Raw genomic sequence first — 16552 nt, forward strand, 5'->3', positions numbered from 1 at the left:
CGTCGTAATATCCCAAGACCATTCAAATAAAAAAGCAAGTACATCGGTGATGTACAATGACGATATTTAAAATAAGGATATCGCCCCCTGTTGACGGATGCTGACTACCGGAACGCTTATCGGCGAAGACCCGACAGAGAATAACGCCTATAGACTGAGGTGACCGCAGGGCCACAGGGGACTCCGTGATTTTTTATCTCTTTGACGAATGAAATGAGAAGCAGCACGTGATGACATTCAGATACGAACATTGAGTATTGATAACATCATACAACGCTCTCGCTCATTTCACTTAACGAGAGAGAATTCGGATGCCTACACTACTTGATGACCAAATGGTCACGATGGCTTCCATTAAAAAATTCACGAGGCTATCGGATAAATGGTTTTACAAGCTTATCAGTCATGGACTATTCCCCATGCCCATCAAGCTCGGAAGAAGCTCTCGCTGGCTTAAAAGCGAACTGGAAGCAGGGTTAAATGAACGTATCGCCTAGTCCCGCCCTGAGCCCCTTGTGATCCGTTGTTTACCGGATTAACCAACACCCCACCTTCTTCACGATTTTCGCCCCCCGAGATTTCACACCTGCACTTGCATCGGTATCTACCCTCAAGAGGCGGATGACACTTGCCTGAAATCCGGCAGAAAGGAGAATACCATGTACGCAAAATCATTCATCACAATCAACACCCATGGACGATTAACATCAGCCCTGTCAGCATTCAATCATAAATACGTGTGCTATTTGTGTGGCTGCCCGGTGGAGTTTCATTACGCTGGAACAGACAGGTCCCCCTAGTTTGGACACATTGCGCAGCCTATAGAAACGCGCCGTCGTAATGACTGCCCTTACCTCAATCCGGAACAGGACGAAATCGACAGGGTCATGACACTGCGCAGGTTAGTCCCTGAGGCTAGACCGTAGGTTCAGAAAACAGATTGGCACTGTATGAAATGCACGGCTAACTACCATGGGGAGAAATACTGTAAACCCTGCCAGACCGGTATTCACAGCATCAAAACATCTAAAAATGGCTTTTAAGCCTCGAGCTTCCCACCTTATAAGCTTTTCTCTCTCATCACCCCAAACCAATTCCATAAACCACCGCACTGACCGGAGGTTGATTTAGCCACGTATAAAACTTGGGGTACTTAAGGATGTCATCATGTATCAACACATCAGAACAGCCCTAACGGTACAGGGCCATCAGGTTAATAGCACACATCTATCTCCAAGTTCCATAACTGAGCACTATTATTGCCCTTCTTGCTATAACCCGCTGCAATTGCGGCATTCGCATTTTGCAGGGCGTCTATTCATTCATGACCAGGAACATCCCGATTTCCAGCTGGAGAGGGATTGCCAATACCGATACCCGATAAGAACAGCACCAATATCTTCACCAACAACCCGCACCTTAAACATCGAAGGGAGCACCAGCATGGTGGTACCACGACCAAGGGCTACTCTGCCACAAAAGACTTATTTCTGTGTGCTCTGCCAACATGAATGCCGTAGGCCAAAGACGTGCCCTCAATGCCAACAACACCTGTACACGGCGGAAACCCGTTAGCTCCGCTCACCGAAAGCGGATGATGGCAGTATTAAATATCACATCGCTGTATTACCCCGGTCATTGCGATAAAATAGATTCGATGATACATCAAGAATAGTCTCAATATAAATTAAAGTTATTATTTCATGAGTTGAGTATATTTCATTCTTTTCCACGCCTAGCTAAAAAAACAACCTCAACCCTATTATAACTCCAGGCTGAACTGTGCTACTTTCATCACGCTAAAAATATACAGCCACATTTTTTATCTGGAGAGAATAATCCTTGAGACTCAGTGCGATTGAGTGGCAGTGTATTTCCCTCAATGTATGTCGCCGTTAATAAACATGACGTTCAACCGGCCCCAAGGGCCGTGCATCTCTTTTTACAATGGGTGATATGACATCATCTCATTACGTTCACCCTTATTGAGGTTTTATGAAAAAAACATTATTGGCCAGTGCTATCAGTCTATCTTTGGTTACATTACCTGTTCAGGTATTGGCTTTTACACCGATTGTAGAGGGTATAACCGTCAACAATGAAGTCGTCGATAATGGCGGACAAATTGTACGTAACGGCGGCGTCATTAATAATGGTGTGGTTTCAAAATCCATGATTATTGTCACCAACGGGAGCAGTGCCGGTACAGCTAATAATACCACCGTGGATGATGGTGGTTGGTTACAGGTTACCAATGCTGTGGTGACCGGTACCGTTGTGAATCAGGGTGGGTTGCTTGAGGTTAAAACCGCAGGGATTGCGACAGATAGCCAGATTAATGATGGCGGTTATATGAGTCTGGGACTCAATAGCCAGTCGAAAGGTTATCTTAATATCGCGGCGGGTACGGAACTTTTTATTACCAATAATGATACCTATACCAGCGATGTGACCACCAATAATCCCGCCCAGCCTGCCAATGTTACCATTGAGAACCTCAATGTGGCTGGCTTAGTCGACCTTGGTCCTTCCTGGGTAGGAGCGAGTGTGGTGCCGGTTTCTCCTCCTGAAGTCCTGGGGCCGGTGCTGGTTACCCGCATTAACAATGTGACGATGCAAGGGGGGGATATCAACCTGCTGCCCTATTCCGCTGGCGGGCAATTTAACCGGCTGGAGATAGAAAACCTGGCGGGTCAGGGTAATTTTGCGATGACTACCCAGCTTGCCAGCAATGCCGGTGATTTTATTACGGTCTCGCAGCAGGCGACCGGTAACTTTGGTATTACCGTTCAGGACAGCGGTAAAGAACCGCAATCTGCCAACAGCCTAGCATTGGTGCATATTAATCGTGGCGATGCTCAGTTCCGTTTGCTTAATGCGGGCGGCGTGGTGGATTTAGGCGTTTACCAATACGGACTATACAGTCAGGAAAACAATGGCAGTACTGACTGGTATTTGGCTACCAAGGCAGCCGATCTCCCCGGCATAACGCCGAACAGGCCAAACACGGCAATTCCCGTGCTCAGCGCTGCGGCACAAGGTGTGTTGAATATGGCGGCCGCACCACGGCATATCCTGAATGCGGAATTGAGTACCTTGCGCCAGCGCCAGGGCGAGTTGAAAACAGATGCTGATGGCACGGTCGGCGTTTGGGCGCGTTATCTCACCGATAATAGCCGCTTGTCCGACAATAAAAACGTCGCTTTCAAGAATACCTTGAACGGTATGGAGATCGGGGCCGATAAGCTATTGGGATTGAGCCAGGGTAATGTGCTAATTGGGGCATTTACCGGCTACAGTTCATCCGATGTCAAATCCACTCACCGCGCGGATGCAAAGGGTGATATTCGCAGTTACAGTGGTGGCCTCTACCTGACCTATCTGGATAAAAGCGGACTTTATGTTGATACGGTGTTGAAAGCTAACCGTTTTAATAATGAACTGAGTACCCAAAGCGCGCGCGCAGAATACAGCCAGAATGCATTGAGCGCCTCGCTAGAAAGTGGTTATCAGTTACCTGTTTATACCAACTTGGTGCTGGAACCTTATGGCAAGGTGAGTTATTCACGTATTGGTCGTGCAGATTATACCCTCAGTAACGGAATGGCTGCGGACGTGGCGAAAGCAGACAGCGTGCAAGGTGAGTTAGGCACGATATTGGCGGCTTCTTATACCGTCAATCAAATGACAGTCAACCCTTACGTTAAACTGGCTATTGCCCGTGAGTTTATCAAAACGAATACAGTCGCCATTAACGGTATTGGCTTCGATAATAATTTCTCCGGTAATGTCGGCAAATATGGTGTGGGTGTTGATACCACCGTTGCCAGTAACACTTCTATTTTTGCTGAAGTGAATTATCTCAATGGTTCAAAAATTGAAACACCGATAACGGCTAATATTGGTTTCCGTCTGTGGTTCTAAGTTAGTCAGCCCCTCCGTTGAGGGGCTGACTATTTTCGGTGCTATTTACTCTTTACTTTCTTTCACGCCACATTAAAAATAATGTTATTAAATAAGATATTTCCCACACCAACCACTATCTTGTAGGCTATTTCCTATTATTGAACGAGTATGTTCTTACTGGCTTATTTTACCAACAAGAAACACATTGAAAATAACGTTTTTACAGGCATAATGCGCACAATCTATTTTATATTTATCTACCCAAAATATTGGGGAAGGGCCTCCTCGTGTCACGTCCTTGTTATTTCATATTAATAGCTGGCATATTATTGCCCGCATTGATTATTCCGTTATCCAGTGTTGGTGCGGAATTAGCCCCTGTTCAACAGAGTATTCACCAACAGGAACGGCAACGGGCATTGGAAGAGCGCCTGGCCCCCGCAACACCGGATGTACGCTTATCGGCACCGGCGGCCTCTTGGGGCCGGATTGTCTTTCCGGCTGAGAAACCCTGCTTTGTTATTGACCGCGTTACCCTCAGCGGCACCGAGCCTCTACCCCGCTGGTTACCCCTGCAACGCCTCGCCAATCAGGCGCAAGGCCAGTGTTTGGGCGGGCAGGGCATTAATCTGCTGATGAGCCAATTGCAAAACCGCCTGATCGACCACGGTTATGTCACTACCCGGGTGCTGGCCCCGCAGCAGGACTTAAACAGCGGCACGCTGGCGTTACACGTAGTGCCCGGCAAAATACGCAGCGTAGAGCTGACGCCCGACAGTGACCGCCATGTCACGCTGTTCAGCGCCTTCCCCGCCCGCCCCGGTAACCTGTTGGATTTGCGTGATATCGAGCAAGGGTTGGAGAATCTACAGCGCGTCCCCACGGTGCAAGCCAGTATGGAGTTGGTCCCCGGTGAAGCCCCCGGTGAGACCGATATCGCCCTGAGCTGGCAGCAGCGCAAAATGTGGCGGCTGGCGGCCTCACTGGATGACTCCGGCACCCGCAGTACCGGCCGTTATCAAGGTGGCGCGACCCTGTTTCTCGATAACCCGCTTTCGCTGAGTGACCTGTTTTATGTCTCGGCTGGCGGTTCAATAAAAAATCGCGGCGAGAAAGGCACCAATAACCTCACCGGCCATTACTCGCTGCCGTTCGGTTACTGGACAGCGGGCATCACCGCCAGCAGCTATGACTATCACCAGACGGTGGCGGGCCTGAATGGTGATATCCGATACCGGGGTGACAGTGAGAATGTGACGCTGCAACTCAGCCGCCTGCTGCACCGCAATGCCAGCCAGAAAACCACCTTTACTTACGATGTGCTGACCCGTTCGTCAAAAAACTATATCAATGACACCGAAATTGAAGTGCAGCGCCGCCGCACCTCAGCCTGGCGCGTTGGCCTGCAACACCGCCACTTTATCTCGCAGGCCACGCTGGATGCCGGTGTCAGCTACCAGCGCGGCACCCGCTGGTTGGGTGCGGTGCCGGCACAGGAAGAGTACGCCGGTGAAGCCACCGCCCTGAGCAAAATTCTGCGTTTGAATGCGCAACTGGATATTCCTTTTGCGGTTGCGGCGCAAAATTTCCATTACAACTTGCAATACCAGCGGCAAAGCACCAACACCCCCCTGACGCCACAGGATCAGTTCGCCATCGGCGGCCGCTGGTCGGTGCGCGGTTTTGATGGCGAGCGCACGCTGAATGCCGATCGCGGCTGGACGGTGCGCAATGATCTCGGCTGGTATACCCCGCTACCAGGCCATGAGCTGTATGTCGGCGTGGACTACGGTGAAGTGAGCGGTCGCAGCGGGCCTTATCTGCTGGGCCACCATCTGGCGGGCAGTGTCATCGGCGTGCGCGGCACGGTGCTCAATACCCGCTATGACCTGTTTGCCGGCAAACCGCTGTCTCAACCCGATGGCTTCCAGGCCGACTCGGTGACCGTAGGCTTTAACCTGAACTGGCAATACTGATGCACCCGCTTAACGCTTTACTCTGGGATGAGTTATGAATAAGAACCTGTACCGTATCGTTTTCAACAAAGCGCGTGGCTTATTAATGGTGGTGGCCGATATCGCCGCCTCCGGTCGGGCCACCTCGTCACCGTCGTCCGGTGTTGGGCATACTCAGCGCCGCCGTTTCAGTACCTTATCGCCATTGAGTTTTAGTCTGTTACTGGCCTTGGGCTGCGTCTCGTTATCCGCGCAGGCCACTATTGTCGCCGATGCCAGTGCGCCGGGGAACCAGCAACCGACCATTATCAACAGCGCCAACGGTACGCCACAGGTCAATATCCAGACGCCCAGCAGTGGCGGTGTTTCCCGTAACGTTTACAGCCAGTTTGATGTCGATAATCGCGGGGTGATCCTCAATAACGGTCAGGGTGTCAACCAGACCCAACTTGGCGGTTTTGTCAGCGGAAACCCGTCGCTGGCGCGCGGTGAAGCCAGTATTATCCTCAATGAAGTCAACAGCCACGATCCCAGCAGACTCAACGGTTATATCGAGGTCGCTGGCCGCAAAGCACAGGTGGTTATCGCCAACCCGGCGGGCATTACCTGCGAAGGCTGTGGTTTTATTAATGCCAACCGCGCGACCTTAACTACCGGTCAGGCACAACTCAATAACGGCCAGCTCACTGGCTACGATGTGGATCGGGGTGAGATTGTTATTCAGGGCAAAGGTCTGGACAGCAGCCGTCAGGACCATACCGATCTGATTGCCCGTTCGGTTAAAGTGAATGCCGGTATCTGGGCCAATGATCTAAAAGTCACTGCCGGGCGCAATCAGGTTGACGCCGCGCACCAGAATATTACCGCCAAAGCCGCCGATGGCAGCGCCCGCCCTACCGTGGCGGTGGATGTGGCGAGTTTGGGTGGCATGTACGCCGGTAAAATTCGCCTGATTGGCACTGAAAGCGGTGTTGGGGTGCGTAATGCGGGTGAAATAGGCGCATCAGCGGGCGATATCACTATCACGGCGGATGGCATGCTGGTAAACAGCGGCCAGATCAACAGTGCTCAGCATCTGGCGGTGAAGACCACCGCCGGTATAGCAAACGCAGGAGTGCTTTATGCGCAGGGCAATACCCAGCTCACCACCGCAGGCACGTTGAATAACACCGGCACTGTCGCGGCGGCAGGTGATACTTCGCTGCGCGCGGTAGAAGTGAACAGTAGCCGTAATTCTCTCTTGGGTGCGGGCGTCAAATCCGACAACAGCAGTGTTACCAGCGGCACTCTTAGCATTGATGCCAGCGGGCAGTTAATCGCCCAAGGGAAAAATATCAGTGGTACGGCGCAGAATCTCAACGCGCACAGTATCAATCTCAGTGGCAGCCAAACTCAAAGCCGTGATATCACATTGACCACCCAAGGCGGCGCTATCGATCTCACTGGCGCGAACCTGTCCGCCAGCCAACATCTGTCTGCTTCGACCGCCGCGCAATTACGTACCGACAGCGCCCGCCTGATTGCAGATCAAGTCACGCTGAACGCCCAATCGCTCGCCAATGTCGGCGGGGTGATAGCGCAAACCGGTACTACGGACTTCAACCTGACTCTGCCGGGTGATGTCGATAACCGGGGCGGCACCTTGCTCTCTGGCGGGAAACTCGCACTGCAAGCTGAAAACCTGAACAGCAACGGCAACAGCCTGTTGGGTGCAGGTGTACAAAGCGATGGCAAACTGGCCCAAAGCGGCTCGCTGAATGTCGCTACGCGGCAAGCATTGATTGCTCAGGGGCAGAACGTCGCAGCACAAGACATGACGCTAACCGGCAGCCGTGTTGATCTCACCGGTAGCCAAACTCAGGCTGGCAATATCACTATAACGGCCCGCGACGGCGATGTTTCTACGCAAGACGCGACGGTGCTCACTCCCGGAACCCTTGCGATCACCGCCGCAGCAAATCCGAAACAAACCCTGAATAACAGTGGCGGTAAATTGCATGCCGATAATATCCAGCTCAATCTGGCCAAATTGGATAACAGCAAAGGGGAAATTGCGGCAGCGACCGACCTGTGGATACGCCTGCAAAGTGATTTCACTCATCAGGCTGGCGCACGTTTAACGGCGGGGCGTGATCTGGTGTTCAGTTCTACCGGTTCCCTGATTAACCAATACAAACTGGAAGCCGGGCGGGATATGCAGCTCACCGCGCTCAGTATCAGCAACACCAATGCTGATGACAGTAGCGCCCTGCTGGCGGGGCGTGACATGGCCTTGAGCACCGACAGTCTGTTTAACCGGGGGGCTATCTATGCCACCGGTGTCGGGCAATTTACGGTTAACGGCAATGTTGAGAACCGCGGTGAGATTTATACCGAACAGCAACTGACGTTCACCACCACCGGCAATCTGGCTAACCGCGGTGTGATGCAAACGCGCGGTGATATGCGGTTATCGACGCAGGGCGACCTCAATAACAGTGGCACGCTGTACAGTGGCGGTGACCAGATGCAGGTGTTAACCACCGGTAATCTAACCAATCAGGGCAAGCTGTACGCCGCCAATGGTAACGTCCACCTGCGGGCAGAAGGTTATCTGGATAACAGCGGCAGCCTGTATAGCGCAGGCAACAGCGAACTCATTACGCACGGCGACGCGGTTAACAGCGGCTCGATTTATACTCAGGGCGCACTGCAGTGGCAGGCTGATGGGCGCGTAGGCAACAGTGGTTCAATCGCCGCACTTAGGGATCTCCAACTGCGCGCTAATGACTTATTTAGCGCCCATCAATCCCTGATAGGGGCGGGATTGCAATCTGACGGCAACCGCGCCAGCAGCGGTGATTTGACGGTCAGCACTGAACACGCCTTGATAGCGCAAGGGCAAAACATGGCCGCCGGTGCATTGGCGCTATCGGGGAGCCAACTTGATCTCACTGGCAGCCAGACTCAGGCCAACACCATCAACTTTGTGGCTAAATCTGGCGATATCACCTTAACGGAGGCCGTGGTAAAAGCGGCCACGCAACTGTCGGCCAGCACCACCGCCCTGCTGCGCACCGATAAGGCCAACCTGATGGCGGAGAGGGTCACACTTAGCGCCCAATCGCTCTCCAATCTCGGCGGGGTGATAGCGCAAACCGGTATCATGGATTTCACCCTCAATTTGGCTGGCTATCTGGATAACCGCGCGGGCACGCTGCTCTCCAAAGGTAACGTGACGGTACAGACGGAGCGCCTTGACAGTGACGGCGACAGTCTCTTGGGCGCAGGTGTGCAGAGTAATGGCCGCCTGACGGATACCGGTGACTTGGTGGTGGCGACCGGTCAGGATTTGAATGCGCAAGGGCAAAACATCGCTGCCGGTGCCATAACGTTAACCGGTAGCCGGGTTGATTTGACCGGCAGTAAGACCCAAGCCCGCGAGATAAACATCACCGCCAACAGTGGTGACATCAGCACGCAGCGCGCCAATATTCTCTCCCTTGGAACGCTGACCATTAATGCGGGGGCAAATGCCGGGCAAACCCTCCATAACCAGGGCGGTGCGCTGGCGGCGAATAATATCTCGTTGAATCTTGGTCAGTTTGATGGCAGCGCAGGTAAAGTCAGTGCCAGTCAGGATCTGACTATTGGTTTACTGAGTGATTTCAATAATCTGGCCGGTTCGACACTTCAGGCCGGGCGTGATTTAACCTTGAGCACTGACGGCACGTTAACCAATGACGGGCAGTTATTAGCGGGCGGCAAACTCAGCACCCACTCGGTCAGTTTATTGAATAACGGCAATATCAGTGCGACCCAAGCCAGCCTCACCGCGACGGGCGCATTGACTAACCGTGGCGAGATCTTAACCCGTGGTCGGCTCGATACCGACTCCAACACCCTGTTCAACACCGGCTCCCTGATCAGTGCAGAAGCCACGCTGAAAGCGCGGGAGCGTATCACCAACTCTGGCCCTAACGCCCTGATGGGTGCCACCGATGAAAACGGCACGCTAGCCCTGCTGGCACCGGTGATTGAGAACAGTGATCTCGTCACGAGCACTGACACTGCCCCGACCACCACCCTTTTAGGGATGGGCAAGGTCATTCTGGCGGGCGGGCAAGATAAGGGCGGAAATTACCTGACGGCGGCTCAGATCCTCAACATTTCCGGTCTGATCGAATCCGGCAAAGATATGTTGATTTACGCCACGACACTGACCAATCGCCGCCATATTCTCACCGCCAATACACAATTTGTGACGGGCAATACCGTTAGCGGATCAGCTTACTGGTCGCCAACCAATCCTGATGTACCGGGTGGTCGCTATGCTGAACCACCTCATGGCGGCTCGATGAACAGTGATTATATTGGCACTAATTATACGTCGACTTACGCCTATAACGGCATTGATCACATTAGCCCTGAGGCACACCTGTTAGCGGGGGGGAACCTGACCCCGCAGGTGGGCACGCTGGAAAATTTCTGGAGTAAAGTGAGTGCGCAGGGAGAGATTGATCTTTCGGGTGTCACCCTGAACCAGGATGGTTGGGGGAATGCACAACGCCTGATTGAACGGACGACATCCAGCGGTGAGTGGCGCTACCGTACCTACAAAGGCAATTTGTGGGGCACGGCGTGGGGGCCGGAGGTCAGAGAGCACACCACCAACCAATATGCCTCCAGTCTTACGGCGAAAACCCTGAGTGGCAGCGGCACAACGATCAACAATGGGGCCAACCCCGGTGCTATTGCGCCGCCGAGTGGTCGCGACCATACCGGTAAAGATCTCGCCGTCGAGTTTAACGGTATTTCGTTGACACTCCCCAATGGCGGGCTATATCAGCTCAACACAGATAAAGGTCACTACGCGCCGGATCCGGAAGGCAAACTTTCGTTCGACAGTATCAATACCCCCTCCGCCAACGTGGATCGCACTGACCTCGCCGCCCCAGATCGTGCAGTAAGTGGCGGCTATCTGGTGGAAACTAACCCGGCGTTTGCCAATCTCAACAACTGGCGCGGGTCAGATTACGTGCTTCAGCAGTTGAATAACGACCCGGATGTGATATTCAAACGTTTGGGGGATAACGCCTACGAACAACGTCTGGTGCGGGATCAGGTGTTGGCGCTGACCGGTCAGGCAGTCGCCAGTGATTACCGTAGCGCTCAGGAGCAGTTCGAACAGCTCTTTGCGGCGGGGCTCGAGTACAGCAAGACGTTCAATCTTGCCCTTGGCACCCACCTCAGTGCGGAACAGATGGCGGCATTGACCCACAATATCGTGCTGATGGAAAGCCGTGACGTTGCCGGGCAAACCGTGCTGGTACCGGTGGTCTATCTGGCTGGCGTCAAACCGGGTGACCTACAGGCCAACGGGGCCTTGATTGCTGCCGAGAATATCGAACTCACCGAGGTGAAGGGTTTCACCAATCAGGGGGCGATTAAAGCCAGCAATGACCTGCGCATTAACATGGCAAAAGATATCACCCTGACCAGCAATGGCGGCTTACTTCAGGCCGGTGGCAACATGCAGCTCAGTACGCTCAACAGCGATATTGACCTGACCGGCGCGCGGTTAAATGCCACTAACCTGCAACTGGATAGCGGGCGCGATGTGATCCTGCGCACCAGCAGTGAGCAACTCAGTAGCGGTAATGGCGCTGTGCTGCGTAATCAAACGATTTTGGGGCCGCTGGCGAGCATCAATGTCAGTAATAACGCCGCTATCAATACCGGTCGTGATTTTATCCTGCAAGGTGCTGGCCTGACGGTTGGCAAGGATCTTCAGGTCAATACCGGCGGCGACTGGATCCTCAATACCGTACAAAGCAGCGACCAGATAAGTGCGAATTATGGTTATGGCAGTTCGACCAGTGAGCATATCCGCCACCTGGGCAGCGAGGTGAATGTCGGCGGTGCGCTAACCGCTAAAGTAGACAACCTCACTGCAGTGGGGGCTAACATTAACGCCGGCACGGTGGATGTGCAGGCACAAAACATTAACCTGAGTGCGGCGACCGACAGCCTGCACGTCACCGGTGAATCCTCGAGCAAGCGCCATACCAGTTCCGTGGATCTCTACGATGAAACGCTGCGTGGTAGCCAGTTGAATGCCACTGGCGACATCAATTTGCAGGCAGCAAAAGACATCAATATCAGTGCCAGTACAGTGGAAACCGACGGTGTGCTGAAGCTGGCGGCGGGCGGGGATGTCACGCTCACCACCCAGACTGAACAGCATGACGCGCAGCGCAATCATACTGGCATCAGCAAAGGGCTGGCATCGACGACCACCACACGTACCGAAGACAGTATTAGCCAGACACTGGCGATCGGCTCGATGCTGTCAGCGGGTTCTATCGATGTCAGCGGCAACAATATCGCGGTCACCGGCAGTAATGTGGTGGCAGACAAGGATATTACCCTGCGGGCTAAAGAGAACCTCACCGTCAGCACCGCGCAACAGAGCGAGAACGAGTCTCACCTGTTCGAGCAGAAAAAATCGGGCCTGATGACCACCGGTGGGATAGGTGTCACGGTGGGGAGTAATAGCCAGAAAACGACTGACACGGGCAAATCTCTCTCCAACGTGGGCAGCACGGTGGGCAGTCTGGGGGGCAATGTCACTCTTGATGCGGGAAATCAGTTAACTATTCATGGCAGCGAAGTGATCGCCAATAAAGACATCAGCCTGCAAGGGTCAGATGTCGCGATAACTGCTGCGGAAAACAACCTGTCCCAACAACATACCACCGAGAGTAAACAGAGTGGCATCACCGTTGCCCTGTCTGGCGCGGTCGGCAGTGCGGTCAATACCGCGGTCACCACCGCACAGGACGCCAAAAAAGAGACCAACGGGAGACTGGCTGCCTTGCAGGGCACCAAAGCGGCGCTATCGGGTATTCAGGCGGTGCAGGCCGGTCAACTGGCGCAGGCACAAGGCGGTGATGCCGCCAGCATGGTGGGTATCAGTATTTCATTAGGGTCACAGAAATCGTCCTCGCAACAACATCAGGAACAGACCCGTGTGAGTGGTTCGACCCTGACGGCGGGCAATAATCTGACCATCAATGCGACCGGAAAAGGCAGCTCGGCGAACAGCGGCGATATCCTGATTGCAGGCAGCCAGCTTAAAGCGGGTGGCGATACCACGCTGGATGCGGCGCGTGATTTGCTGCTGCTCGGTGCCGCCAACACGCAAAAAACCGACGGCAGTAACAACAGCAGTGGCGGCAATATTGGTGTCAGTTTGGGCGTGGGGAGCTCTGGTGGCGGCCTGAGTATCTTTGCCAACGCCAATAAGAGCCAGGGGAAAGAACACGGCGACGGCACCTTCTGGAGTGAAACTCAGGTTGACACAGGCGGTACGTTATCACTGCACAGTGGTCGTGATACGTCATTGATAGGCGCTCAGGCGAGCGGTGAAAGTGTCAAGGCCGATGTGGGGCGTGACCTGTTGCTGCAAAGCCAGCAAGACAGCGATAACTATGATTCGAAGCAAACCAGTATCAGCGGCGGTATCAGTGTCGCGGTGATTGGTGGGGGGGGGTCTGCCAACCTGAGCATGAGTAAAGACAAGCTGCACAGCAATTATGACAGTGTGCAGGAGCAGACGGGTATCTTTGCCGGCAAAGGCGGCTTTGATGTTAAGGTCGGCGAGCATACCCAGCTCGATGGCGCAGTGATTGCCAGCACCGCAGACAAGAGCAAAAACAGTCTGGATACCGGTACGCTGGGCTTCAGTAACATCGAAAACAAAGCTGATTTCAAAGCCGAGCATCAGGGCGGCAGCCTGAGTACCGGTGGTCCGGTGGGGTCTGACCTGCTGAGTAATCTGGGGAGTGTAGTGCTTTCAGGGCTGGGCAATGATGGTCATGCCGATGGTACTACGCAATCGGCGGTCAGCGATGGCACTATCACTATCCGCGATACCGGTAAACAGCAGCAGAATGTCGATGACCTGAGCCGTGATACCGACAACGCCAACGGCAGCATCGGCCCTATCTTTGATAAGGAGAAAGAGCAGAACCGGCTGCGAGAAGCGCAGCTTATTGGCGAGATTGGTGGTCAGGCGATGGATATCGCGCGCACGCAAGGGGATATTATCGCCACCAAAGCGGCGAACGAGAGGATGAAGAATGTCACTCCTGAAGATATTGCGGCAGCAGAAAAACAATGGAAAAAGGCCAACCCGGACAAAGTGCCCACGGCTGAGGATATCAATAACCAGATTTACCAGACGGCTTACAATCAGGCATTTAATGAGTCAGGGCTAGGCACCGGCGGCGCAGTACAGCGTGCGATGCAGGCAGCGACGGCGGCGGTACAAGGCTTGTCGGGTGGGAATATGGCGGCAGCCCTGGCGAATGGTGCGGCACCGTATCTCACTAAACTGATCGCCGATACTTTACCTGACGATCCGGTGTCACGCACACTGGCACATGCGGTAGTCAATGCCGCGCTAGCCGCAGCGCAGGGTAATAACGCTCTGGTGGGTGCGGGTGGTGCGGTCACCGGTGAACTGATAGGCATGATCGCCTTAAATGCCTATGGTAAGCCCGTTAGCGAACTGAGCGAAACAGAAAAACAAAAGGTCTCCGCACTGGCAACGTTGGCGGCAGGATTGGCGGGTGGATTGATTGGCGATAGTACAGCAGATACAGTAGCAGGCGCGCAGACCGGTAAAACGGTGGTGGAGAATAACTCGCTGAGTGGAGATCAAGCCCGTGAGTCTGTTAAGCAGGTTACGAGCAATCTGAAAGATCAGGTAAGAGACAAACTGGGTGAAGGCACACTCTCCGCTATCGTTAACAGTATAATTAATGCGACGGCTGACACAGGTGATGCGATATTAGGCGGAGCAGATTACGGCGCTGATGCAGCGATGGCGCTCACCTCTTGTGCTATGGTAGACAGTTACTGCACTCAGGCATTAAACGATCTGGCGGGTAAAAATCAGGCTGCGGCAGATACGCTGAAAGCCCTGATGAAGAGTGAAACCTGGTCAGCGGTTGCAGGACAGGTGAAAGAAGCGGCTCAAGGTAACCAGCTTGCTCTTGAAGCCACTGGCGGAATGCTGGCGGGGCTGTTCCTGCCAGGCAAGAAACTACCTGATATTGAGGCTGCTAAGTTACCAAGCGGACCGAGTAGCTCAATAGTTCCTGGTGGGGGATTAGCTGCTCATGAAACGGCAGGTGGACACCTAATCGATAGGCATGTTGGAAAAACAGAAACGGAGCTATTAAATAGAGTGTCAACGGGTAATGTTAAATCAGCATCCTCATTCACAGATAGGGCTACTGCTGAAGCAGTCACAAGCAAGGCTATTGATAGTAATCAGGCTAAAATCGATAGTTATCTTTCTGGTAGCCAGAAAGGATATTTAGAGATTGATTATCAATCCAATGTACCGATTGGTATTAGTGTCTCTCGTGGTTCTACAAATGTCTCTTCAGTGACGAATGCTAGAATTATCATTGCGAGAGATCCTTCAATGCCAACAGGGTATAAAATAATTACTGGATACCCAACGCCATGAGTATTAACGAAAAATATCCATCTTTGTCATATCTGCTAAGGTGTTATTTTAACCAGGATTTTGAGGTGCTGTTTGGTAATGCAGATGAAACATTGGCAGCTTATAAAGCAACTGAGACTGTGGAAGAGCGGTTGCAGATGAAAGCTGAAATAGATTATCTGTTGGCACTTTCTCTGCCAGATGATGAATTACAGGATATCCTGCTTAACAAAATTGATTGCAGTTATTATTACCCTAATGAATGGTCTTCATCTGAGGAATGGTTGAAGCATATATATAAACAAATGAACTGAAAGATCCCGGCCAGTTGGCCGGGATCTTTGCTTTTAAGCCTCAAATGCTCCCACTTCCCGCCGGGTTCTGTCGCATTAGCATGGGCAAGTCAGTAAACGTTGCGCTGCCGGTTATTTAAGCAGCCAACAAATAAAATTGTTCCGCCGGGGATAAATGCGGTCCGGCGTAATGCTGATATTGCCCTTTACGTATCATCTGTACCAACTCGATGCCTGCTAACAGTGTCTGTGCCCGTCGAAATGAGCTGAAGCCCAACATCGGCCGTATTCGACGTTTGATATTCCGGTTGACTTGCTCAACCAGATTGTTCAGGTACTTGCTCTGCCTGATGGTCATCCTTTCTTCTTCTGGTTTGTTGGCGTTGAGTATGGTCAGGGCCCCCGTGTTGGCGCCACTTTTATCGATAGTGACCACCTCCGGTTCACCATGATGACGAATGGCCTTGCGAAAGAAACGCAGCGCAGCTGCGGCATCTCGCCTAGCGGTCAGCAGGAAGTCGACGGTTTGACCTGCAGTATCGACCGCGCGGTACAGATATTTCCACTGCCCTTTGATTTTGATGTAGGTTTCGTCCATCCGCCACCGCCGACCCACGGTGCGCTTATGTCGACGAAACGCCTTATCCAGCAACGGCACCAGGCGGATAACCCAGCGGTGAAGCGTCGAATGGTCAACAATAACGCCGCGCTCCGCCATCATTTCTTCGAGATTGCGTAGGCTAAGGGCATAAGCCAGATACCAGCGAACGCATTGAGCAATAACATCGATGGGATAGTGCAGGCGTTTGAAAGCTTTTCGTATCAGAGGCATGAGCAGGCAACATCGTTAAAAAAAACAGCATGTTACCTGACGCCATCTTAATGCGACAGAACCT

General features: G+C 52.9%; 8 protein-coding genes. 7 read left to right on the forward strand and 1 reads right to left on the reverse strand.

The genetic code is table 11. The annotated features are described in order from the left end of the window. The first annotated feature begins 311 nt into the window (after positions 1 to 311). The 7 genes from A6J67_RS23600 (at position 312) to A6J67_RS00500 (ending at position 15677) form a co-directional block, all read left to right on the forward strand. Positions 312 to 497 carry a helix-turn-helix transcriptional regulator gene (locus A6J67_RS23600; RefSeq protein ID WP_080608009.1) on the forward strand — a complete coding sequence of 62 codons (186 nt, stop codon included), beginning with the start codon at positions 312 to 314 and terminating at the stop codon, positions 495 to 497. 453 nt (positions 498 to 950) lie between these two features. Continuing rightward, on the forward strand, positions 951 to 1043 hold the full coding sequence (locus tag A6J67_RS23910) for a hypothetical protein (RefSeq protein WP_192945356.1): 93 nt from the start codon (positions 951 to 953) through the stop codon (positions 1041 to 1043). Positions 1044 to 1167: 124 nt separating this feature from the next. Next, a complete protein-coding gene (locus A6J67_RS23915) occupies positions 1168 to 1575 on the forward strand; it encodes a putative zinc ribbon protein (protein ID WP_105877051.1) in 408 nt (135 codons plus the stop codon). Positions 1576 to 1995: 420 nt separating this feature from the next. Next, complete coding sequence (locus A6J67_RS00485; RefSeq protein WP_080608010.1) at positions 1996 to 3924, forward strand: autotransporter outer membrane beta-barrel domain-containing protein; 1929 nt, start codon at positions 1996 to 1998, stop codon at positions 3922 to 3924. Positions 3925 to 4193: 269 nt separating this feature from the next. Then, positions 4194 to 5882 (forward strand): ShlB/FhaC/HecB family hemolysin secretion/activation protein, encoded by a 1689-nt coding sequence (locus A6J67_RS00490; protein ID WP_080608011.1) that lies wholly within the window; start codon positions 4194 to 4196, stop codon positions 5880 to 5882. A 34-nt stretch (positions 5883 to 5916) separates the two neighbouring features. Further along, on the forward strand, positions 5917 to 15384 hold the full coding sequence (locus A6J67_RS00495) for a hemagglutinin repeat-containing protein (RefSeq protein WP_192945357.1): 9468 nt from the start codon (positions 5917 to 5919) through the stop codon (positions 15382 to 15384). Then, positions 15381 to 15677, forward strand: coding sequence for a contact-dependent growth inhibition system immunity protein (locus tag A6J67_RS00500; protein WP_226718427.1), 297 nt, complete (start codon positions 15381 to 15383; stop codon positions 15675 to 15677). Before A6J67_RS00495 ends, A6J67_RS00500 begins: the two co-directional genes overlap by 4 nt. Before the next feature lie 115 nt (positions 15678 to 15792). Here the strand turns inward: A6J67_RS00500 and A6J67_RS00505 are convergent, their stop codons facing one another. After that, complete coding sequence (locus A6J67_RS00505) at positions 15793 to 16488, reverse strand: IS6 family transposase (protein WP_080608012.1); 696 nt, start codon at positions 16486 to 16488, stop codon at positions 15793 to 15795. Positions 16489 to 16552 lie beyond the last annotated feature (64 nt).

The sequence above is a fragment of the Yersinia sp. FDAARGOS_228 genome (assembly GCF_002073315.2).
Taxonomy (GTDB): Bacteria; Pseudomonadota; Gammaproteobacteria; order Enterobacterales; family Enterobacteriaceae; genus Yersinia; species Yersinia intermedia.

Coding starts and splice junctions, on each gene's coding strand:
- A6J67_RS00495 (WP_192945357.1), top strand. CDS start 5,917: ATGAATAAGAACCTGTACCGTATCGTTTTCAACAAAGCGCGTGGCTTA.
- A6J67_RS23600 (WP_080608009.1), top strand. CDS start 312: ATGCCTACACTACTTGATGACCAAATGGTCACGATGGCTTCCATTAAA.
- A6J67_RS23915 (WP_105877051.1), top strand. CDS start 1,168: ATGTATCAACACATCAGAACAGCCCTAACGGTACAGGGCCATCAGGTT.
- A6J67_RS00485 (WP_080608010.1), top strand. CDS start 1,996: ATGAAAAAAACATTATTGGCCAGTGCTATCAGTCTATCTTTGGTTACA.
- A6J67_RS00500 (WP_226718427.1), top strand. CDS start 15,381: ATGAGTATTAACGAAAAATATCCATCTTTGTCATATCTGCTAAGGTGT.
- A6J67_RS00505 (WP_080608012.1), bottom strand. CDS start 16,488: ATGCCTCTGATACGAAAAGCTTTCAAACGCCTGCACTATCCCATCGAT.
- A6J67_RS23910 (WP_192945356.1), top strand. CDS start 951: ATGAAATGCACGGCTAACTACCATGGGGAGAAATACTGTAAACCCTGC.